This window comes from Actinopolymorpha singaporensis, from assembly GCF_900104745.1.
In the GTDB taxonomy this organism is placed as follows: domain Bacteria; phylum Actinomycetota; class Actinomycetes; order Propionibacteriales; family Actinopolymorphaceae; genus Actinopolymorpha; species Actinopolymorpha singaporensis.
Window position 1 is genome coordinate 5,821,675 of the sequence record NZ_LT629732.1, and the last position, 19,092, is coordinate 5,840,766.

Consider the following 19,092-nt stretch of genomic DNA (forward strand, 5'->3'; position numbering starts at 1 on the left):
AGTCACCAGCCGTGGCGCTCGGGCTTCGCGCTGCGACTGACGAGACCGGCGATCAACTGCGCGGGTGACAGCTCGCCGCGTACGACCCGGGTCACGTGCTCGGCGACCGGCATCTCCACCCGGTGCCGGCCGGCGAGTTCCAGGATCGCCGCGCAGGTGCGTACGCCCTCGGCGACCTGTCGGCTGCCCGCGAAGGCCTCGGCGACCGTACGCCCCTCCCCCAGGGCGGTGCCGAGCTGACGGTTGCGCGACAGCGGGGACGAGCAGGTGGCCACCAGGTCGCCCAGACCGGCCAGCCCCGCGAACGTGTGCGGGTCCGCGCCCAGGGCCACACCGAGCCGGGTGACCTCGGCCAGGCCGCGGGTGATGAGCGAGGCCCGCGTGTTGTCCCCGAACCCCAACCCCGCGGCGATCCCGACCGCGAGCGCGATGACGTTCTTCGCCGCGCCCGCGAGCTCGCACCCCACCACGTCGGAGTTGGTGTACGGCCGGAACGCGGGAGAGTGGCACACCTGCTGCAGGCGCCTCGCCACGTCGGCGTCCACGGACGCGACCACGCTCGCGGCCGGCTGTCGTTCGGCCACCTCGCGGGCGAGGTTGGGGCCGGTGACGACGGCGACCCGTTCCGGTGGGATCCCGGTGGCCTCGGCGATCACCTCGCTCATTCGCTTGCCGGAGTGGAGTTCGACACCCTTGGCGAGACTGACCAGCACGGCGCCGGCGGGGACGAGCGGCGCCCACCGGGCCAGGTGGGAACGCAACTCCTGTGCGGGTACGGCGAGGAACACGTAGTTCGTCTCCGCCAACGCCGTCTCGACGTCCGCGGTCGCGCTCACCGCAGCCGGCAGTCGCACGCCCGGCAGGTAGTCGGAGTTCTCCCGCCGGGCCGCGATCGTCTCGGCGAGCGCGCGCCGCCGTGCCCACAGGCCGACCGTCGCGCCCGCGTCGGCTAGCACCAGCGCGAACGCCGTGCCCCAGGAACCGGCGCCGAGAACGGCCGCCCTGGTCATCCGAAGGTCACTTCCGGGGAACCCGCCGCTTGTAGGGGTTGCCGATGCTGGGCAGGCCCGTCTTGCCCGGGTCGAACCGCACGGCCGGCGGCGCTTCGTGCCGCAGTCCTGCCACCATCCGGGTGAGCACGTCCATGAGTTCGTTCGTGGCCTTCTTCAACAGCGTGGGCGTGAACGGGACGTCGCGGTAGGCGGACAGGTCGAACGCCGGGCCGGCCTGCATCCGCATCGTCTTGCGAGGCAGCAACCGAGGGACCTTGGCGTACGGCAGCAACACTTCCTGCGCACCCCACTGGGCGATGGGAACGATCTCACATCCGGTACGCAAGGCGATCCGCACCGCACCCGTCTTGCCGACCATCGGCCAGAGGCCAGGGTCACGGGTGATCGTTCCCTCGGGGTAGACCACCACACACTCGCCGCGTTCGACCGCCTGGCAGGCTTCCTTGAGCGCGTCGCCCGCGGTGCGCTTCTCCCGGTGCACCGGGATCTGACCCGCCGAGCGCAGGAACCTGCCCACCAGCGGAACGTCGAACAGGCTCGCCTTGGCCAGGAAGCGAACCGCGCGTCCCTGTTCGTGCAGGAAGTGCCCGAGCGCGATCGGGTCGAAGTAGGACAGATGGTTGGTGACCGCGATGAAACCGCCCTCGCGTGGGACATGCTCGCCACCCCGCCACTCACGTCTGGTGAAAGCCAGCATGGTGGGCCGAATGACGCCTGCGGCGATGTCGTAGGCCCGACCGGTGCGGGGCAGGGGCACGCTGTCCTCCTCGTCGATCCTCACTCACAAACGCGAGATAGCTGAGCTGACGCCGGCCGCTCGGACGCTGGCCGTGCCGCTTGCCAAAGTGTGAAGTACGCGGCAACCAGTGTCGACCGGCGGGTCGGGGTCGCTTGCCCGAGGCTGAGAGGATCGGGGCGATGTCAACGCATGAACGTCCCGTGGCGCCGGCCGGTTCCATCGGCTGGAGCCTGGTGGTGCCCGTGAAGCCCGCGGCGGTCGGAAAGTCCCGCCTCGCACCGTTCGCCGGTGGTCATCGCACCGAACTCGCCCAGGCGATGGCGATCGACACCATCACCGCGGCACTCGCGTGCCCGCGAGTGGTCGAGCTGCTGGCGATCACTCCCGACCCGGAGTTCGCCGCCATCCTGGCCGGAGTCGGTGCGGTCGTCGTCACCGACGAACCCGCTGCCGGGCTGAACGCCGCCCTGCTGCACGGTGCCCGGCTGGCGCGTTCGCGCCGCCCCGAAGGCGCCGTGGCGGCCATGCTGGCCGATCTTCCTGCGCTGCGGCCGAACGAGCTGACGACGGCGCTCGACGCCGCGACGGCGTGGCCGACGTCGTTCGTCCCGGACGCCGCGGGTGTGGGCACCACGCTGTACTGCGCGTCGCCGGGCGTGGAGTTCGCGCCGAGGTTCGGCGGACCGTCCCGGCTGGCACACCTGGACGCCGGCGCGGTCGAGCTGATGCCGGTGCCGATCACGTCCGTACGCCGCGACGTCGACACCGGCGCGGATCTCCACCAGGCCAGGGATCTGGGCGTCGGGCCGCGAACCCGGGCAGCCCTCGCGGCGATGGCGCGGGCCGGCGACCCGGTGGCGGAGACCGGAACCTCCTGACAACCCGACCGGATGCCCTAGGCTCCACTCATGCAGGCGACGGTGCGAACCTTCGACCCCGGCTCTCGCGCGGGCACGGTGCTGGCCGACGACGGTGTGGAGTTGCCGTACGACGCGACCGCCCTCCCCGGCGGCCTTCGTCATCTGCGGATCGGGCAACGGGTCCAGGTGGAGTTGACAGCCCCGGACGAGCCCGCGACCCGGGTGCGCTCGCTGCACATCTACACCCTTCCGCACTGATCCGGCGTACTTCCGGCGTACCGATCTCGCGCAGACGCAAGCGAAGGGCCGAGCCCCTGCGGGGATCGGCCCTTCGCTTTGTCCTGCGTGGGTCCGGTTGGTGACCGGTGGAACGCCGTCAGCGCTTGGCGGTGCGCTTGGCCGGAGTCCGCTTGGTGGTGGTCTTCTTCGCAGCGGTCTTCTTGGCCGTCGTGCTCGGGGCCTTCTTGGCCGCGGTCTTCTTGGCCGTCGTGGCCTTGGTGGCGGCGCGCCCGGTCGTCGTGGTCTTCTTCGCCGCCGCCTTCTTGGCCGGTGCCCTGGTGCCGGCGACCTTGCTCGCTGCGGTCTTCGTCGCAGGGGCCTTGGTGGCGGTGGTCTTCGTCCCGGCGCGACCGGTCGTCGTGGTCTTCTTCGCCGCGGCGAGCTTCGGCAGCTTCTTGGCGCCGGAGACGACGGCCTTCAGCTCGGCACCAGCGCGGAACTTCGGCACCGACGTCTTCTTGGCGCGCTTACGCTCGCCGGTGCGGGGGTTGCGGACCATCCGGGCCGGGCGGTCGATCTTCTCGAACGCACCGAAGCCGGTGATCGCCACCTTTTCTCCGGACGCAACAGCACGAGTGATCGTGTCGATCACGGACTCGAGCGCGTGCTGCGCATCCTTCTTGTTGTCGTCGAAGCGCGAAGCGAGCACCTCGACCAGCTGGGACTTGTTCACTGTTTCCCTCCGTGAACGGGATTGATACGAGCCTGCGCTCGGTTCATGCGCACGTTAGGAAATGTAGCGCCGTTCCTCAATCACCGTCGGCACCGGTTCCCAACGTCGACGGGGATTCTGCCCCTTGCGCGCGCACCTGAGGCCTGCTCGTACGCACCGTCCGGACGAGTTGACCACGGTCCCGGCAGGCCGCCGCTCCCCTGCTCTGGTTGGGGATGCGGCGTCCTTCCCGGGCCCTCGCCAGGCCCTCCGCCCGCGCTCCGGCCCGGCGGCCGGAGTGCCCGCCGGTGCGAGTACGTCGACCGGGCCGGTACCGAAACTCCCTTGCATGGTTGGGATCTGGCGTACTCGTCAACGGTCCATGGCGTGTCGTCGGCCGGTCGGCGGGCCGACCTGGGCGCCACCTCGACGGCTGCAATCGCCAAGGTCGCCCCTCGGCCGACAAGATCGTCAGCCGCCCGGTAGGGCCAGGGATCCTCACCGTGCAAGGGCGCCGGCGCCGGATCGCGGCGCCCGGCCCGGCCGTCGAGAAAATCTGAAAAAAAGTCAGCGATGACTTCCGTCACTTCGGCGTGTCGCACCCGGCATGTCGCGCACGACTGCACGAAGAAGCCCGGTGCGGAGCCAGTCTCGCTGGCATCCGCACCGGGCTGGAAGCGTTCCCAGGACGAGCCCGTCCCTGCGGTGGGCCGGTTTCACGCCCCGGGGAAGGCGTTCGCCGTCACGTCCTCACCGGCAACGTGGTCGGCTTGTAGCTGGGCCGACGGGCTTCGTAGGCGTCGATCTCGGTGACGTGGGACAGGGTGAGACCGATGTCGTCCAGCCCCTCCAGCAACCGCCAGCGGGTGTAGTCGTCGATGTCGAAGGTCTCCCGGATCGCCTCCGGACCCGAACCCGCGAGCACCAACCGCTGCTCCAGATCGACCGACACCTTGGTCTCCGGTGCCTCCTCCAGCAACGCCCACAGGCGTTCGATCACCTTCTGGTCCACCAGGGCCGCCAGCAGGCCTGCCTTGCCCGAGTTGCCACGGAAGATGTCGCCGAAGCGGGAGGAGAGAACGACCCGGAAGCCCGCGTCCTGCAGGGCCCAGACGGCGTGCTCACGCGAGGATCCGGTGCCGAAGTCGGGCCCGGCGACCAGGATCGAGGCACCCTGGTGTTCGGGGCGGTTGAGGACGAAGTCGGGATCGCCGCGCCAGGCGGCGAACAGCCCGTCGCCGAAGCCGGTGCGGGTGACCCGCTTGAGGTAGACGGCGGGGATGATCTGGTCGGTGTCCACGTTGGCCCGGCGCAGGGGCAGCGCCTTGCCGCTGTGCAAGGTGAACTTGTCCATGGTGTGCTCCCGGGTCAGGCGGTGACGGACGGCAGGTCGGCGGGCGCGGCGAGGTGACCGGACACCGCGGTCGCGGCGGCCACCAGCGGGGACACGAGGTGCGTACGACCGCCCTTGCCCTGCCTGCCTTCGAAGTTGCGGTTGGAGGTCGACGCGCTGCGCTCCCCCGGCGTCAGCTGGTCGGGGTTCATACCGAGGCACATCGAACATCCTGCGCCGCGCCACTCGGCCCCGGCCTCCTTGAAGATCACGTCCAGGCCCTCGGCCTCGGCCTGCAGGCGAACCCGGCCGGAGCCCGGAACCACCAACATGCGTACGCCCTCGGCCACCGAGCGACCGCGCACGACGGCCGCGGCCGCGCGCAGGTCCTCGATCCGGCCGTTGGTGCAGGAGCCGAGGAACACCGTGTCCACGGCGATGTCGCGCATCGGCGTACCGGCCTCGAGCCCCATGTACTCCAGGGCACGCTCGGCCGAACGCCGCGCGTCGGGGTCGTCGAAGTCGGTGGGGTGCGGAACGCTCGCACCCAGCGGAACGCCCTGCCCGGGGTTGGTGCCCCACGTCACGAACGGCGTGATGGAGCCGGCGTCCAGGGTCACCTCGCGGTCGAAGACCGCGTCGTCGTCGGTACGCAGTGTCCGCCAGTACGCCACCGCCGCATCCCAGTCGGCACCCTTCGGTGCGTGCGGGCGCCCTTCCAGGTAGGCGAAGGTGGTCTCGTCGGGGGCCACCAGGCCGGCCTTGGCGCCCCACTCGATGGACATGTTGCAGACCGTCATCCGGCCTTCCATCGACATCGTGCGGAACGCCTCGCCGCGGTACTCCACGACGTGGCCCTGCCCGCCGCCGGTGCCGACCTTGGCGATCAACGCGAGCACGAGGTCCTTGGGCGTGACGCCGTCGGGCAGCTGACCGTCGACGGTGACCGCCATGGTCTTCGGCCTGCTCTGCGGCAGCGTCTGGGTGGCGAGCACGTGCTCGACCTCGCTGGTGCCGATGCCGAACGCCAGCGCGCCGAACGCGCCGTGGGTCGAGGTGTGCGAGTCGCCGCACACCACCGTGGTGCCGGGCTGGGTGAGCCCCAGCTGCGGCCCGACGACGTGCACGATGCCCTGGTCGGCGTCACCGAGGGGGTGGAGCCGGATGCCGAACTCCTCGCAGTTGCGGCGCAGCGTCTCCACCTGCGTACGCGAAACCGGGTCGGCGATCGGCTGGTCGACGTCCACGGTGGGTACGTTGTGGTCCTCGGTGGCGATGGTGAGGTCGGGACGCCGGACCGGCCGGCCCGCGAGCCGCAGCCCGTCGAACGCCTGCGGGCTGGTTACTTCGTGGACCAGGTGGAGGTCGATGTAGAGGAGGTCGGGCTCACCCTCGCCACGACGTACGACGTGCTCCTCCCACAACTTCTCCGCAAGGGTGGTCCCCATGCTGGTGCCTCCAGGTGTGTGAATGCTCTCGTGAAGTGATGTCGCGGACGCTCCGCGGTCCGTCTCCTCGGTCACCGGGCCGGAGCGACGGCCATTTTGGACCTCCGACTTGCGTCTCGGAATTCGAGACTGCAATATCGAGTCATGGACAACTCTAGCGGAGTCGGCGTACTTGACAAGGCCGCGCTCGTACTCGGGGCCCTGGAAGCCGGTCCCGCGACCCTGGCCGGCCTCGTCCAGGTCACCGGACTGGCCAGGCCCACCGCGCATCGCCTGGCGGTCGCCCTGGAGCACCACCGGCTGGTGGCCCGGGACATGCAGGGCCGGTTCATCCTCGGCCCGCGGCTCGGCGAGCTGGCCGCGGCCGCCGGCGAGGACCGCCTGCTGGCGGCCGCCGGACCCGTCCTGGCACGGCTCCGCGACATCACCGGCGAGTCCGCCCAACTGTTCCGCAGGCAGGGCGAGGGGCGCGTCTGCGTCGCCGCGGCCGACCGGCCGACAGGGCTGCGCGACAGCATCCCGGTGGGCACCCAGCTGACCATGCAGGCGGGCTCGGCGGCGCAGATCCTGCTCGCCTGGGAGGAACCGGAGCGGATGCACCGCGGCCTGCAGGGCGCGAAGTTCACCGCCGCCACGCTGGCCGCCGTCCGCCGCCGGGGCTGGGCACAGAGCGTGGGAGAACGAGAGACCGGAGTGGCGTCGGTGTCGTCGGGGATCCGTTCGCCCTCGGGCAAGGTGGTCGCGGCCGTGTCGGTGTCCGGTCCGCTGGAACGCCTTTCCCGCCAGCCCGGCCGGATGCATGCCCCGGCGGTGATGGCGGCCGCCGAGAGGCTGTCGGAGGCCTTGCGGCGCGCAGCTGAGTGACCGCGCGACCGGCCTCGACGGCAACGACAGGCCGGAACGGCAAAGGCCCCCTCCCCGGACCGGGAAGGGGGCCTTTGTCTGGTTGTAGCCCCGACCGGATTCGAACCGGCGCTACCGCCTTGAGAGGGCGGCGTGCTAGGCCGCTACACAACGGGGCCTTCGACGAAGCGAGCTGAACTCTAGCAAGAGCCGTACCAGCTCACTCGCTGGGGTACTAGGACTCGAACCTAGACTAACTGGACCAGAACCAGTCGGGCTGCCAATTACCCCATACCCCATGGGACGGGCCCTCCTCCCGAACCGACGAGCGGATCGTGGTGGTGAGCCGCGAAGCACAATACCGGAGACCGGCCGCCGACCCCAAAGCGACCGGGTCACCCACGCTTCGACCCGGCCTGTCCCGCCTCGAAACCCTTTGGCACGTAGGTCGCGAGAGCGAAGTTCCGCTTGAGGAGTTCCTCGCGTACGCGGTTGCCGGTACGCCGGTCGATCACCGACCGCCAGATCTCGTTGCGCCGGAAGTGCCGGCCGCCGAGGGTCAGGAACTGCTCGTCCCTCGCGTACACCGAGTAGGAGTGCGGCAGCTCCCGGTCGGCACGCAGCTCGCCCTCCAGGTAGCGGTCGCCGACCCCGGCCAGCACCTGGAACGTCGCGTCGGTGTCGTTGCGCACCTGCAGATCGACGTAGTTGTAGAAGACCGCGCAGCCGGTGCCCCAAGGGATCACCCGGCCGTTGTCGGGGAACGGGTCCCAGCCGTGCGCGGAGCGTTCGACGACGGTCAGCGGACTGTGCAGGACCATCCAGTGCAGGAGGTTGGCCAACTGGCAGATCCCGCCGCCGAGCCCGGCCCTGGCCTTGCCGTTGGACAGCAGCATCCCGTCGACGTAACCGCGCCGCCTGGTCGCCTTGCCGACCGTACGGCAGAAGGACAGCGTCTCGCCCGGCCTGATCAGCAGCCCCGCCACCCGTGGCGCTGCCAACCGGAGGTTGGCGACCTTGTTGTGCTGCAGCCACATCTCGCTCTCGCCCAGTTGCCGCAGCAGCAACGAGTTGTGCCGCTTCACACGTACCGGCAGCGGCTCGGCAGCGCGTTCGTGCGCCCAGCGGGTGCGGGACGTCAGCCAGCGCACTCGCCGGCGGGCACGGTGCGCGGCGACCGCCAGCGGATACAGCGCGGGCGCCACCTGGGCGACCCGGCGGCGGCGCCCGGTCAACGCCACCGGAAGCTCCCAGCCGTCGGCGACCAGGGAACGCAACAACGCCTCCTCTTCAGCCGACAGCGGGCCGACCTTCCCCGGGCCGGGCACCTGCTGTGGACCTGCGTTCGGCTGCCCTGGTTGGCCGGCGAGGTGCGGCTGGTCGGGCTGGACCTGCTCAGGTGCGTACGCCATCGGTGATTTCCCCCGTCAAGCACGACTGGTCGTCGCGTGTGCGCGAAGATCATGCACCGGCACCAGGCAGTTCGACCACCATGCGCAGGCAAATCCTCATGGCCGACAGGGCTCTCGGCCCGGACAGGCCCTACTCCCGGTGACCCCGCCCCATGTCGTCGGCGGACTCGACGCGAGCCAGCGCCCACCGCGCCCAGTCGTGGAACGCGGCGTACTGCCGCAGGCCGAACTCCGCCGCGAACCGGCCGAACCGCTGGGGCTCGCCGGCCTCCTCGGACGCCTCGAGTTGCCGCTGATCTTCCACGCCGCCCGGAGGTTCTCGGCGCGCACCGAGGCGGCCAGGGCCGGCTGGGAGGACCTGTGGCACTCCTCCCCCGGTTTCCGGCGTACGTTCGTAGTCCTGTCGGCGGGCCCGGCCGCGCAACCCCGCCGGGCGGCCACGAAACCCCACGAGGACGGCGCTCCGCAGGGCGCCACCACCTGAGTTCGTCCGGCCGATCAGACCCCGACGTGATGGTCGAGCGCACGACGGATCCTCGCCAGCGTGCGCTCGCGGCCCAGCAGGGTCAGCGACTCGAACAGCGGCGGCGACACTCTGTTCCCGGTCACCGCCACGCGAACCGGCCCGAACGCCCGCTTGGGCCGGCGGCCGAGTTCGTCGACGAGGGTTCGCCGCAACGCGCTTTCGATCGCCTCGTCGGTCCAGTCCGGCAACGCCTGCAACGCCGCCTCGGCGGCCTCCAGCACCGCCTTGGCGTCCTCGGTGAGGATTCGCGCGGCTGCCTCCGGGTCGACGTCGAAGACGTGCTCGGGGACCAGCAGGAACGCCAGCAGGTCGGCCGCCTCGGTGAGGTGGACGAGACGCTCCTGGATCAGCGGGGCGGCCGCCGCGACCGTGCGCGCCTGCTCCGGCGTCGGCGGCTCGTTCACCAGGCCGGCGCGGGCGAGGAACGGCATCGTCCTGCCGACGAGTTCGTCCGGCGGAAGTGCCCGGATCTTGTCGCCGTTGATGGCGTCCAGTTTGCGCGGGTCGAGGCGGCCGGCGGTCGCACCGACACGCTCGAGGTCGAACGACTCGACCAGGGCGTCCAGGGTCAGCTCCTCCCGGTCACCGCCCGGAGACCAGCCAAGCAGCGCGAGGTAGTTGACCACCGCCTCCGGGAGATAGCCGTGGTGGCGGTACCACGAGATGCCCGCCGCCTGGCGCCACGACGAAAGCGGCGAACCGTCCGCCGTCAGGATGTCCGGGGTGTGCGTGTAGACCGGCAGGTCGGCCTCGGCCACCCCCATCGCCGCGTGGATGGCGATCTGGCGAGGTGTGGAGGCCAGCAGGTCGTCACCGCGGACGATGTGGGTGATCCTCATCATGGCGTCGTCCACCGACACCGCGAGGTTGTAGAGCGGATATCCGTCGGATCGCTGCACCACGAAGTCGGGCACGTTCGCGTGGTCGAAGACGATCTCGCCGCGGATGGTGTCGCGTACGACGGTGGACCCCTCCGGCATCCGGAAGCGGACCACGGGACGCCTGCCCTCCCGGCGGTACGCGGTGACCTGCGCGGTGGTGAGCTCTCGGCAGTGCCCGGCGTATCCGGTGGGCAGCCCCTTGGTGCGTTGCTCGTCCCGCTCGCCGTCGAGCTCCTCCTGCGAGCAGTAGCAGTGGTACGCCGTGCCGTCGGCGAGGAACCTGTCGACCCACTCGCGGTACAGCGACAGCCGCTCGCTCTGGCGGTACGGCCCGAACTCCCCGCCGACGTCGGGCCCCTCGTCCCAGTCCAGGCCCAGCCAGCGGAGCGCGTCGATCGCCCCGGTCACCGCCTCCGGTGAGACCCGGGACCGGTCGGTGTCCTCGATCCGGACCACGAAGCTGCCGCCGCAGTGGCGTGCCCACGCCCAGGAGTACAACGCCGTTCGGACCGCGCCGACGTGGAGGTCGCCGCTCGGTGAGGGGGCGAACCTGGTTCGGGTACGGGCCGAGCCCCTACTTGAACCCTCCCTAGCCATGCCCGATCACCCGGTTGGTGAGGGTGCCGAGGCCCTCCACGGTCACCGACACCTCCTCACCCACCCGCATCGGGCCGACACCCGCGGGCGTTCCGGTGAGGATGACGTCGCCCGGCAGCAGCGTCATGAAGCTGCTGACGTAGGAGATCAGCGAGGGGACGTCGTGGATCATCTGGGACGTACGCCCGGACTGGCGTACCTCCCCGCCGACGGTCGTGGTCACCGCGAGGTCGGACACGTCCAGGCTGGTGTCGATCCACGGCCCGAGCGGGCAGAACGTGTCGAAGCCCTTGGCGCGAGCCCACTGCTTGTCCGACCGCTGCAGGTCGCGGGCGGTGACGTCGTTGCCGACGGTGTAGCCGAAGACGACCTCGGCGGCGCGTTCGGCCGGGACGTGCCGGCAGATCCGGCCGATCACCGCGGCCAGTTCGCCTTCGTACTGCAGGTCGCTGGTCTGCGGCGGGTGGACGATGCCGTCGCCGGGGCCGACCACCGAGGTGTTCGGCTTGAGGAAGACCAACGGCTCGTCCGGCACCTCGTTGCCCAGCTCGGCGGCGTGCTCGGCGTAGTTGCGGCCGATGCCGATCACCTTGCTGCGGGGAATGACCGGGGCGAGCAGCCGGACGTCGGCGAGCGGCAGGCGTTCGCCGGTCAACTGCACCTGGCGGTAGAGCGGATCTCCGTCGAGGACGGCGAGGACCTCCGCGCCTGGTTCACCTTCCACCGCGGCGTATCGGGGGTCGTCGCCGGCACTAAAGCGGGCGATGCGCAAGGGGCTCTGGCCTCCATCCGTCGAACCTACCGGCGTGCGCAGCCTACCGGGCGCGGGCGTCAGACGCGGGTGGGCGTGGTGGGCGGAGCGCGGTCGACGTGACCGGGCAGTGCCGGTCGGCCTGACGGGCCGCGAGCCGGCCGAAGGTACCGTGGCTCCCGTGAGCGCACCCGGTCCCACCCGTCCAGGCGGCGTCGCAGGGCCGGACGCCGAGCCGGTCCTGGCGGCCGAGGTGCTCCCCGAGCACGAGTGGCAGGCGCGCCGCGCCGCACACGTTCGCCGGGTGGACGCCTGGCTGGAGCCCCACCTGCACCGGCGCGGGGAACGCCGCGCGCATCCGGTCGAGGACTTCCTGTTCACCTACTACTCCCACCGGCCGGCCCGGCTGCGCCGCTGGCATCCCGGGGCCGGCGTGGTGCTGGCCGGCGACGCGGCCCGGGCGGCGTACGGCGGCAGCCGCGACTACCTCGGCGTACCCGCAGGCATCGTGGTCGACCCGGCGACGCTCGCGGCCCGGTCGGACTCGATTCGCTGGATCCGGGACCTGTTGGCCGCCACCCGGGCGCGGCCGGCGTTCCTCGGCTGCTTCGGCCTGCACGAGTGGGCGATGGTCTACCGCCTGCCGCAGGAGGAGGTCCGGCACTCCGCCTGGCCGCTGCGGCTGGGGGCCGAGGGCACCGACCAGGTGGTGGAGTCGCACCGGATCCGCTGCTCGCACTTCGACGCGTACCGCTTCTTCACCGAGCCGGCGCGGCCTCGCAACGCCCTGCGCCCGGCCCGGGAGACCCAGCGCGACCTCGAACAGCCCGGGTGCCTGCACGCGAACATGGACCTCTACAAGTGGGCGTACAAGCTGTCGCCGTACGTCCGCTCGGAGCTGGTCGCGGACTGCTTCGAGCTCGCCCGGGAGATCCGCGAGCTGGACATGCGGGCCTCGCCGTACGACCTGTCCGCGCTGGGCTGCCGGCCGGTCCCGATCGAGACGCCGGAGGGCCGGGCCGAGTACGCCGCCGCCCAGCGCGGCTTCGCCGAGCGCGCCGAGATCCTGCGCGACCAGCTGGTCCGGGCCTGTGACGACCTCCTCGCACTCGCCGACAAGGACCCGGACCCGGGCCGGCCCAGCCCTCGCTAGGCCTGCTCGGCCGCTGGGGCCCGCTCGACCCCCGCCCGCACCAGGGCGTACGTCACACCGTCCACCAGCGCCTCCCACGACGCCTCGATGATGTTGTGCCCGACCCCGACGGTCTCCCAAGACTCCTCGCCGTCGGACAGCTGGATCAGAACTCTGATCACCGCGTCGGTCCCGTGGCCGGTGTCGAGGATGCGGACGCGGTAGTCGATCAGGTCCAGCTTCTCCACCACCGGGTGGGCCTGCCCGATCGCTCCGCGCAGAGCGGCGTCCAGCGCGTTGACCGGGCCGTTGCCCTCGCCGGTGACGATCGTGCGTTCCCCACCCGCCCGCAGCTTCACCGTCGCCTCCGACAGCGCCTCCTCCCCCGGCCGGGAGTCGGTGAGCACCCGCCAGGACTCCACCTCGAAGTAGGTCGGGCGTACTCCCTCGACCTCCTCCATCAACAGCAGCTCGAACGACGCGTCGGCCGCCTCGAAGGTGTAGCCGCGCGCCTCCATCGCCTTCACCCGGTCGGTGATCCGGGTGACCAGAGCCCGGTCGCCGGCGAGGTCGTAGCCGAGTTCGCGGCCCTTGAGCTCGATGCTCGCCCGGCCGGCCATGTCCGACACCAGCAGCCGCATGTCGTTGCCGACGTCGGCGGGATCGGCGTGCTGGTAGAGGTTCGGGTCCACCTTGATCGCGCTGGCGTGCAGGCCGGCCTTGTGGGTGAACGCCGACGCGCCGACGTAGGGCTGACGGGAGTACGGCGGGATGTTGGTGAGCTCGGCGACCGCGTGGGAGATCCGGGTCGCCTCCCGCAGCGCGTCGGTGGGCACCAGGCTCATGCCCCGCTTGAGCTGGAGGTTGGCCACGATGGTGACCAGGTCGGCGTTGCCGGTGCGTTCGCCGTAGCCGTTGAGCGTTCCCTGCACGTGGGTGGCGCCGGCGTCGACCGCGGCGATGGTGTTGGCCACCGCGCAGCCCGCGTCGTTGTGGCAGTGGATGCCGACCCGCGCACCGGTGCCGGCGAGCACGTTCGTCACCACCTCACCCACCTGGTCGGGAAGCATGCCGCCGTTGGTGTCGCACAGCGCCACGACGTCCGCGCCCGCCTCAGCGGCCACGCGCACCACCTCCAGCGCGTACGCCGGATTGTCGCGGTAGCCGTCGAAGAAGTGCTCGGCGTCGAGGAAGACGCGCTGGCCGCCGGCGCGCAGGAACTCCACCGTGTCGCGGACCATGGCGAGGTTCTCCGCCAGTGTGGTGCGCAGCGCGTGCTCGACGTGCCGGTCGTGGCTCTTGGCCACCAACGTGACGACGCCGGCACCGGAGTCACGCAGTGCGCGGACCAGCGGGTCGTCGGCGGCGGCCACCCCGGCTCGGCGGGTGGCGCCGAACGCCGCGAGCGTGGCCCGGCCGAGCCGGAGCTCCTCCCCCGCCCTGCGGAAGAACTCCGTGTCCTTCGGGTTGGCGCCCGGCCATCCGCCCTCGATGTAGCCGACCCCGAGCTCGTCGAGGTGGCGGGCGATCGCCAGCTTGTCCTCGACCGACAGGCTGAGGCCCTCTTGCTGGGCCCCGTCGCGCAGCGTCGTGTCGTACACGTGGAAGTCGCTCATCGGGGGACGCTCCTTGCGAACCATCGTCGACGTTCGGTGGGGGTTCGGTTTTCGGATCTGGATCTGGATCTGGATCGGGTCAGGGGTGGGACCGGGCAGACAAACAAAAAAACCTCTCGCGGGGTGCGAGAGGTCTGCGCGCGGGACGGGGTGGTGTCCGGCGCGCCTAGGTAATGATCACGGTGTACGAGGCGACCATGCGGGCCAGTGTCGCATACCAACGTGCGTCCGGTCACGTGACCCACCGTTCCCGGCCGGTTCCGCGCCGTCGGAGGGTCGTCGGCCAGGTCCCGGGATGCCGGTCTGGTCCCGAATACCCGAGTGGGACCGGCGCCGGTCACGCCGACGGCGCGGGTGCGACGTGGATACCGGTTGAGCGGACCGCCGGGCGTTGGCTAGGGTCTGGTTGGTGGGCAGCTGACCGGAACTCTCCGATTCTCCTGTGTCGCGTGGTGATCCACCCGCGGCTCCCTTCGAGTTCCCGGGATCCCATGCCTGCATCCACTGTTTCTTCCGTTTCTTCTGCTGGTTCTGCCGCGCCCGCCGGTGCCACCGCGGCTGCCGGCCCCTCCGCGTCCGGCGCGCCCGTCCTCACCGCCTCCGGCCTGACGAAGACGTACGACGGCGAGCCGTTGTTCGCCGACGTCAGCCTGGTCGCGAACGCGGGGGAACGCATCGGTCTGGTAGGCCAGAACGGCGCCGGCAAGTCCACCTTGCTCCGTATCCTCGCCGGCCGTGAGCAGGCCGACCGCGGGTCGGTGCGGTACGGCCCGCACGACCGGGTCGGGTACCTCGACGCCCAGGTCGCGGACACCACCACGACGATCGGGGCCTTCCTGGACGCCGGTCTCGGCGAGATCGCCGAACTCGCGGCCCGGATGAGGACGCTGGAAGCGGCGATGTCGGCCGGCGCCGACGACAGTGCCGACGTTGCCGACGGTGCCGACGGTGCCGGCGAGGCGGTCCTCGCGGAGTACGCCGCCGCGCAGGACCGGTTCGCCCTGCTGGGTGGCTGGCAGGCGCAGGCACGGGCGGACGAGGTACGCCACCGGTTGGGTGTCGCCGACCTCGACCTGGACCGCCGCCTGGGCGACGTCAGCGGTGGCGAACAGGCCCGGGTCCTGCTCGCCCGGCTGCTGCTGGAGGAGCCCGGCATCCTGCTGCTGGACGAGCCCACCAACCACCTCGACGCCACCGGCCTCGCCTGGCTGACCGAGTACCTCACCGGCTACCGCGGGGTGGTGGTCGTCGTCACCCACGACCGGGCGTTCCTCGACCGCCTGGTGCACCGGATCGTCGAACTCGACGTGCTCACCGACCGGGCGGAGTTCTACGTCGGCGGCTACACCGCCTACCGCGAGGAGAAGCGAAGGCGCCGGGCCCGGTTGCTGGCCGACCTGGAGGCACAGGAGAAGTTCCGCCGCCGGCTGGAGCAGGACATCGAACGCACCGCCAACCAGGCCTTGCGTACCGAACTCGGCACCCACAACGACAAGGCCCGCCGCTACGCCAAGAAGGTGGCCCGCAAGGCGAAGGCGCGCCGGCGCAGGTTGACCCGGGAGATGACCTCGGCGCGCTGGCTGGAGCGGCCGGAGGAACGACCGCCGCTGGTACTCGACCTCTCCGGTCAGGCGCCGCCGGACGAGGTGATGGTCGCCGTCGACAACCTGGTCGCCGACCGCGGGAACGGCCCACTGTGGCAGGCGTTCTCGGCGGCCGTACGAGGCGGCGAGCGCGTGCTCGTCTCCGGGGAGAACGGCACCGGCAAGTCCACCTTGCTCTCGCTGCTGGGTGGGGCGCTCACCCCGGCCGGCGGCACGGTGCGGCTCTCCCGCGCCCCCGGCGTCCTGCCGCAGGTGCATGACAACCTGCCGTTGACACTGCCCGCGCTGGACCACCTGCGCCGGCAGGTGCCGATCTACGAGGAGGATGCCGAGCGCCTGCTGGACTCCTACCTCTTCGACCCCGACCAGATCCGCCGTCCTCTCGGCACGTTGTCGGCGGGCGAGATCCGCCGGTTGCTGCTGGCCTGCCTGGTCAACGGAGGTTCGGACCTGCTGTTGCTGGACGAGCCGACGAACTACCTGGACTTCGAGTCGCTCGACGTGCTGGACGAAGCCCTCGCCGGTTACGGCGGAACGGTGGTCGCGGTCAGCCACGACGAGCGCTTCGCCGAGAGCTTCCGGCCCACCCAACGCTGGCAGTTGCACCGGCAGGCGGACGGTCCGGCGCACTGGCAGGTGTCCTCGGAGCCCGCCGTACCTCACGCCTGCCGAGTCGTTCCCGGTTCCTGACGGCGCACCAGCAGGTCGCCGAGGGCGGTGCGCTGGTGCAGGACGGACCGGCCCGCTCGCACGGTGGTGATGAGCCCGGCGCCACGCAGGGCCGCGGTGTGAGCGGAGGCCGTGGCGTTGCTGACCCCGAGCCGACGGGCGAGATCGCTGGTGGTGTACGCGTCGGCAAGCAGGAACAGCAGCTCGAAGCGGGTCCGGCCGAGCACCTCGGCCAGCCCGGCCCGGCCATCACCCCCGCGGCCCCCGCGGCCGGCGACGCCCGCACCGTCCGGAGGAAGCGGCGTCCCCGGGCCGGCCGGATAGGTGACGACGACCGGCAGGTCCGGCAGCGCCGGCAGGTCGCAGACCAGCGGGTGCCCGGTCCAGTGGAACGTCGGCATCAGCACCAGGCCGCGTCCGGCCACGTCGACCTGCTGTTCGACCGGTGCGTCGAGCTCCCACACCTGGCCACGCAGCCGTGCACCGGCTACCAGTCCACCGAGCGCGCCCCCGATCCCGCGCTCGGCGACGGACACCGCGTACCTGGTGAACTCCGCCTGGTGCAGGTCCTGCACCACACCCCACACCGGCCGGACGGCAGCCTCGAACGCCGCCCGCTGACCGCGGCGCAGCACCCGCCACGCGTCGGCGTCCCCCCGGTGCAGCTCCCGGATCCAGGTCGGTACCGGCGTCGTCGCCGGGGCACGTGCGTACACCCGTTCCAGCTCGGCGCGTACGAGTTCCCGCCGCCACGTCCGCGGACGGTCCAGGGCCGCGGCCAACGAGTCGTCGAACACGTCCAGGAAGGCCGGCGCCACGCCGGCGGGCACAAGGTCGGCGAGCGGCCGCACGGTCGCGGGCAGGGAACGCGCCAGACGCCGGCGCCAGGCACCGAACAACAACCCACCGTCGGGCCGGCCCATCATCAGGAACGCCGTGTTCAGCTCCAGCAGCGGCGCCGGGCGGGGGGCGAACCGGATCCCGGCCAGGTCGTCGGCGGTGAGGCGGATGCGGATCATCAGGGTCCCCCGGTTTCGCGCGAGCCTTTCGAGCCGGCCCTCGGCGCCATCCTCTGGGGCCAGCCTTTAGGGCCAGCCTTTAGGGCCAGGTCGAAACCATGGTCTCCGTTCCTGGCAAAGGACACCATGCGGGGCATGTCCCACGTACACGTGTATCCCGACGCCCCCGGGCCTGCTCGCCCGTCCCGGCGAGCCGTCACCGTCTCGGCCGTCCTCGGCGCCTTCCTGGTCGCGTCCGGCGCGGACGTCGCCGCGGCACGCACCGCTTCGGCCGACATACTCCTGCGGCTGCCGGCACCGACCGGACCTCACCCGGTCGGGCTCACCACCTGGTACCTCGTCGACCGTTCCCGGCGCGACCCGTGGGACGGCACCATCCCGGTCCGCGAACTCGTGGCAACGGTGTTCTATCCCGCCCGGGGCGTCCGGCGTCACCCGCCGGCGCCGCAACTGGCCCCGGTCGCGGCAGCGGTGTTCGGCGCCCTGGCTCCCTACCAGCATCCGGGGTTGCCGGTCGCCGGAGTGGACTGGGCGGCGACCATGACGCACGCCCACCAGGACGCGCCGGCGGCACCCGCCCGCAGGCCGGTGCTGCTCCACAGTCCGGGCGGCGGCGACCCGCGCGGCTTCGGCGCCGGACTTGCCCAGGACCTCGCCAGTCACGGCTTCGTGGTGGTGACCGTCGACCATCCCGGCGACGCACTGGTGGTGGAGTTCCCTGGTACGACCGAGTACCGAGGCGACGTGGTCCGCACCACGGCGTTCCGGGAGGACCCGCGTTCGAACCCGGCGACGTTCGACACCATGATCAGCACCCGGATCGCGGACCTGCGGTTCGTGCTCGACCAGGTGGAGGTCCTGGCCGGGGGCGGCAACCCGGACGCCACCGGGCGTGCGCTGCCGACGGGACTTGCCCGCGCCGTCGATCCGCGCCGGGTCGGTGTGTACGGACACTCGGCGGGCGGGACCGCCGTGGCCCAGGCGACGTACGACGACCGAAGGATGGACGCCGCGATCGACCTGGAGGGCTACCTGGACCACCCGGGCGAGCGGCCCGGCGAGCCTGGGCGGTTGTTCCCGGTCGCGGAGTACGGCGTCAACCGGCCGTTGCTCCTGTGGGGTACCGACGGCTTCCCCGACCGGGCGGGGATGGAGCGTTCCTGGCAGCCGATGCTCGCCCACCCGGGAGGGTGGACCCGGCGGCGGGAGCTTCGCGACGCCGCGCACTGGGCGTTCACCGACTTCGCCGCGTTCGCTCCGCAACTGCAGGCGGCCGGGCTGATGACCGCGGACGCCCGCACTGCCCTGGTCGGCGCGATCGAGCCGGCCAGGTCGGTACCGACCGTGCGAACCGGCGTACGGGAGTTCTTCGCCTGTCACCTGGGTACGTAGCGGCGCACCCGGAGGAACGACAGCAGACGTACGGCACGTCGCCAGGCCGGAGCGGGCCGGCGCGCTGTGGCCGGGCGTACCTGTCCACGTTGCAGCGGGATCCGGACAGGCGGGCGGTACGGGGCGCAGGGCCGGGGCTTCCGGGTGAGCCGCGCCAACTGCCGGGCCTCGGCCGCGCGGTGCAGGTCCGCGATCCGGGCATGAGCGAGGTCGTTGAGCATCCGATCGTGCATGATCATGGATCACCACGCCTTCGGCAGGGCCGGGCGGACCGGCTCGAAACCCTTTGTGTGCAACGGCTTTCGTCACCGGTCCGCCGGTCGTGC

The 19,092-nt window shown here is 71.5% G+C and carries 18 protein-coding genes and 2 tRNA genes; 7 read left to right on the forward strand and 13 right to left on the reverse strand.

The genetic code is table 11. The annotated features are described in order from the left end of the window. Positions 1-2: 2 nt before the first annotated feature. Together BLU27_RS26025 and BLU27_RS26030 are read right to left on the reverse strand one after the other, a co-directional pair. Positions 3-1,010 (reverse strand): NAD(P)H-dependent glycerol-3-phosphate dehydrogenase, encoded by a 1,008-nt coding sequence (locus tag BLU27_RS26025; protein WP_092656221.1) that lies wholly within the window; start codon positions 1,008-1,010, stop codon positions 3-5. A 7-nt stretch (positions 1,011-1,017) separates the two neighbouring features. Then, positions 1,018-1,794 (reverse strand): lysophospholipid acyltransferase family protein, encoded by a 777-nt coding sequence (locus BLU27_RS26030; protein WP_241827645.1) that lies wholly within the window; start codon positions 1,792-1,794, stop codon positions 1,018-1,020. Positions 1,795-1,931: 137 nt separating this feature from the next. Between BLU27_RS26030 and cofC the strand changes: the two genes are divergently transcribed. Together cofC and BLU27_RS26040 are read left to right on the forward strand one after the other, a co-directional pair. Further along, the gene (gene cofC / locus BLU27_RS26035; protein ID WP_092656222.1) at positions 1,932-2,630 is read left to right on the forward strand and encodes a 2-phospho-L-lactate guanylyltransferase; all 699 of its coding nucleotides are present in this window, start codon (positions 1,932-1,934) and stop codon (positions 2,628-2,630) included. Between the two features lie 30 nt (positions 2,631-2,660). Beyond that, entirely contained in the window at positions 2,661-2,870 is a 210-nt protein-coding gene (locus BLU27_RS26040; RefSeq protein WP_092656223.1) for a hypothetical protein, read from the forward strand. 118 nt (positions 2,871-2,988) lie between these two features. Here BLU27_RS26040 and BLU27_RS26045 read toward each other — a convergent pair whose 3' ends face one another. The 3 genes from BLU27_RS26045 to leuC form a co-directional block, all read right to left on the reverse strand. After that, the gene (locus tag BLU27_RS26045) at positions 2,989-3,564 is read right to left on the reverse strand and encodes an HU family DNA-binding protein (protein ID WP_092656224.1); all 576 of its coding nucleotides are present in this window, start codon (positions 3,562-3,564) and stop codon (positions 2,989-2,991) included. Positions 3,565-4,285: 721 nt separating this feature from the next. After that, complete coding sequence (leuD, locus tag BLU27_RS26050; RefSeq protein ID WP_092656225.1) at positions 4,286-4,897, reverse strand: 3-isopropylmalate dehydratase small subunit; 612 nt, start codon at positions 4,895-4,897, stop codon at positions 4,286-4,288. Positions 4,898-4,911: 14 nt separating this feature from the next. Next, a complete protein-coding gene (leuC, locus tag BLU27_RS26055; protein ID WP_092656226.1) occupies positions 4,912-6,324 on the reverse strand; it encodes a 3-isopropylmalate dehydratase large subunit in 1,413 nt (470 codons plus the stop codon). A 144-nt stretch (positions 6,325-6,468) separates the two neighbouring features. On the opposite strand from leuC, the gene BLU27_RS26060 reads away from it, so the two are divergent. Continuing rightward, positions 6,469-7,188, forward strand: a complete 720-nt coding sequence (locus tag BLU27_RS26060) for an IclR family transcriptional regulator (protein ID WP_092656227.1) — start codon at positions 6,469-6,471, stop codon at positions 7,186-7,188. An 85-nt stretch (positions 7,189-7,273) separates the two neighbouring features. On the opposite strand, the gene BLU27_RS26065 is transcribed toward BLU27_RS26060, so the two are convergent. From BLU27_RS26065 to BLU27_RS26075, 3 genes are all read right to left on the reverse strand, one after another. Next, positions 7,274-7,346 (reverse strand) — tRNA-Glu (locus BLU27_RS26065). Positions 7,347-7,394: 48 nt separating this feature from the next. Continuing rightward, positions 7,395-7,466: transfer RNA gene (locus BLU27_RS26070), tRNA-Gln, on the reverse strand. A gap of 96 nt (positions 7,467-7,562) precedes the next feature. Beyond that, positions 7,563-8,579, reverse strand: coding sequence for a VanW family protein (locus BLU27_RS26075; protein WP_172805040.1), 1,017 nt, complete (start codon positions 8,577-8,579; stop codon positions 7,563-7,565). A 139-nt stretch (positions 8,580-8,718) separates the two neighbouring features. On the opposite strand from BLU27_RS26075, the gene BLU27_RS26080 reads away from it, so the two are divergent. Further along, the gene (locus BLU27_RS26080; protein WP_157728808.1) at positions 8,719-9,063 is read left to right on the forward strand and encodes a DUF3159 domain-containing protein; all 345 of its coding nucleotides are present in this window, start codon (positions 8,719-8,721) and stop codon (positions 9,061-9,063) included. A gap of 14 nt (positions 9,064-9,077) precedes the next feature. Here the strand turns inward: BLU27_RS26080 and gltX are convergent, their stop codons facing one another. Both gltX and BLU27_RS26090 read right to left on the reverse strand, forming a co-directional pair. Next, on the reverse strand, positions 9,078-10,583 hold the full coding sequence (gltX, locus tag BLU27_RS26085) for a glutamate--tRNA ligase (RefSeq protein ID WP_092656229.1): 1,506 nt from the start codon (positions 10,581-10,583) through the stop codon (positions 9,078-9,080). Next, positions 10,576-11,355: a fumarylacetoacetate hydrolase family protein gene (locus BLU27_RS26090; protein ID WP_092656230.1), complete on the reverse strand. Its 780-nt coding sequence runs from the start codon at positions 11,353-11,355 to the stop codon at positions 10,576-10,578. Before BLU27_RS26090 ends, gltX begins: the two co-directional genes overlap by 8 nt. A 160-nt stretch (positions 11,356-11,515) precedes the next feature. On the opposite strand from BLU27_RS26090, the gene BLU27_RS26095 reads away from it, so the two are divergent. Beyond that, on the forward strand, positions 11,516-12,487 hold the full coding sequence (locus BLU27_RS26095) for a 3-methyladenine DNA glycosylase (RefSeq protein WP_241827646.1): 972 nt from the start codon (positions 11,516-11,518) through the stop codon (positions 12,485-12,487). On the opposite strand, the gene cimA is transcribed toward BLU27_RS26095, so the two are convergent. After that, a complete protein-coding gene (gene cimA / locus BLU27_RS26100; protein ID WP_092656231.1) occupies positions 12,484-14,082 on the reverse strand; it encodes a citramalate synthase in 1,599 nt (532 codons plus the stop codon). The two genes, BLU27_RS26095 and cimA, sit on opposite strands and share 4 nt — an antisense overlap. A gap of 491 nt (positions 14,083-14,573) precedes the next feature. Between cimA and BLU27_RS26105 the strand changes: the two genes are divergently transcribed. Beyond that, positions 14,574-16,376, forward strand: a complete 1,803-nt coding sequence (locus BLU27_RS26105; protein WP_092656232.1) for an ABC-F family ATP-binding cassette domain-containing protein — start codon at positions 14,574-14,576, stop codon at positions 16,374-16,376. On the opposite strand, the gene BLU27_RS26110 is transcribed toward BLU27_RS26105, so the two are convergent. Beyond that, positions 16,346-17,374, reverse strand: a complete 1,029-nt coding sequence (locus BLU27_RS26110; RefSeq protein WP_092656233.1) for a winged helix-turn-helix domain-containing protein — start codon at positions 17,372-17,374, stop codon at positions 16,346-16,348. The genes BLU27_RS26105 and BLU27_RS26110 overlap by 31 nt on opposite strands. Positions 17,375-17,509: 135 nt before the next feature. Between BLU27_RS26110 and BLU27_RS26115 the strand changes: the two genes are divergently transcribed. Further along, a complete protein-coding gene (locus BLU27_RS26115) occupies positions 17,510-18,766 on the forward strand; it encodes an alpha/beta hydrolase (RefSeq protein WP_092656234.1) in 1,257 nt (418 codons plus the stop codon). Here BLU27_RS26115 and BLU27_RS26120 read toward each other — a convergent pair. After that, positions 18,751-19,005: a hypothetical protein gene (locus BLU27_RS26120; protein ID WP_092656235.1), complete on the reverse strand. Its 255-nt coding sequence runs from the start codon at positions 19,003-19,005 to the stop codon at positions 18,751-18,753. The genes BLU27_RS26115 and BLU27_RS26120 overlap by 16 nt on opposite strands. Between the last annotated feature and the right edge of the window lie 87 nt (positions 19,006-19,092).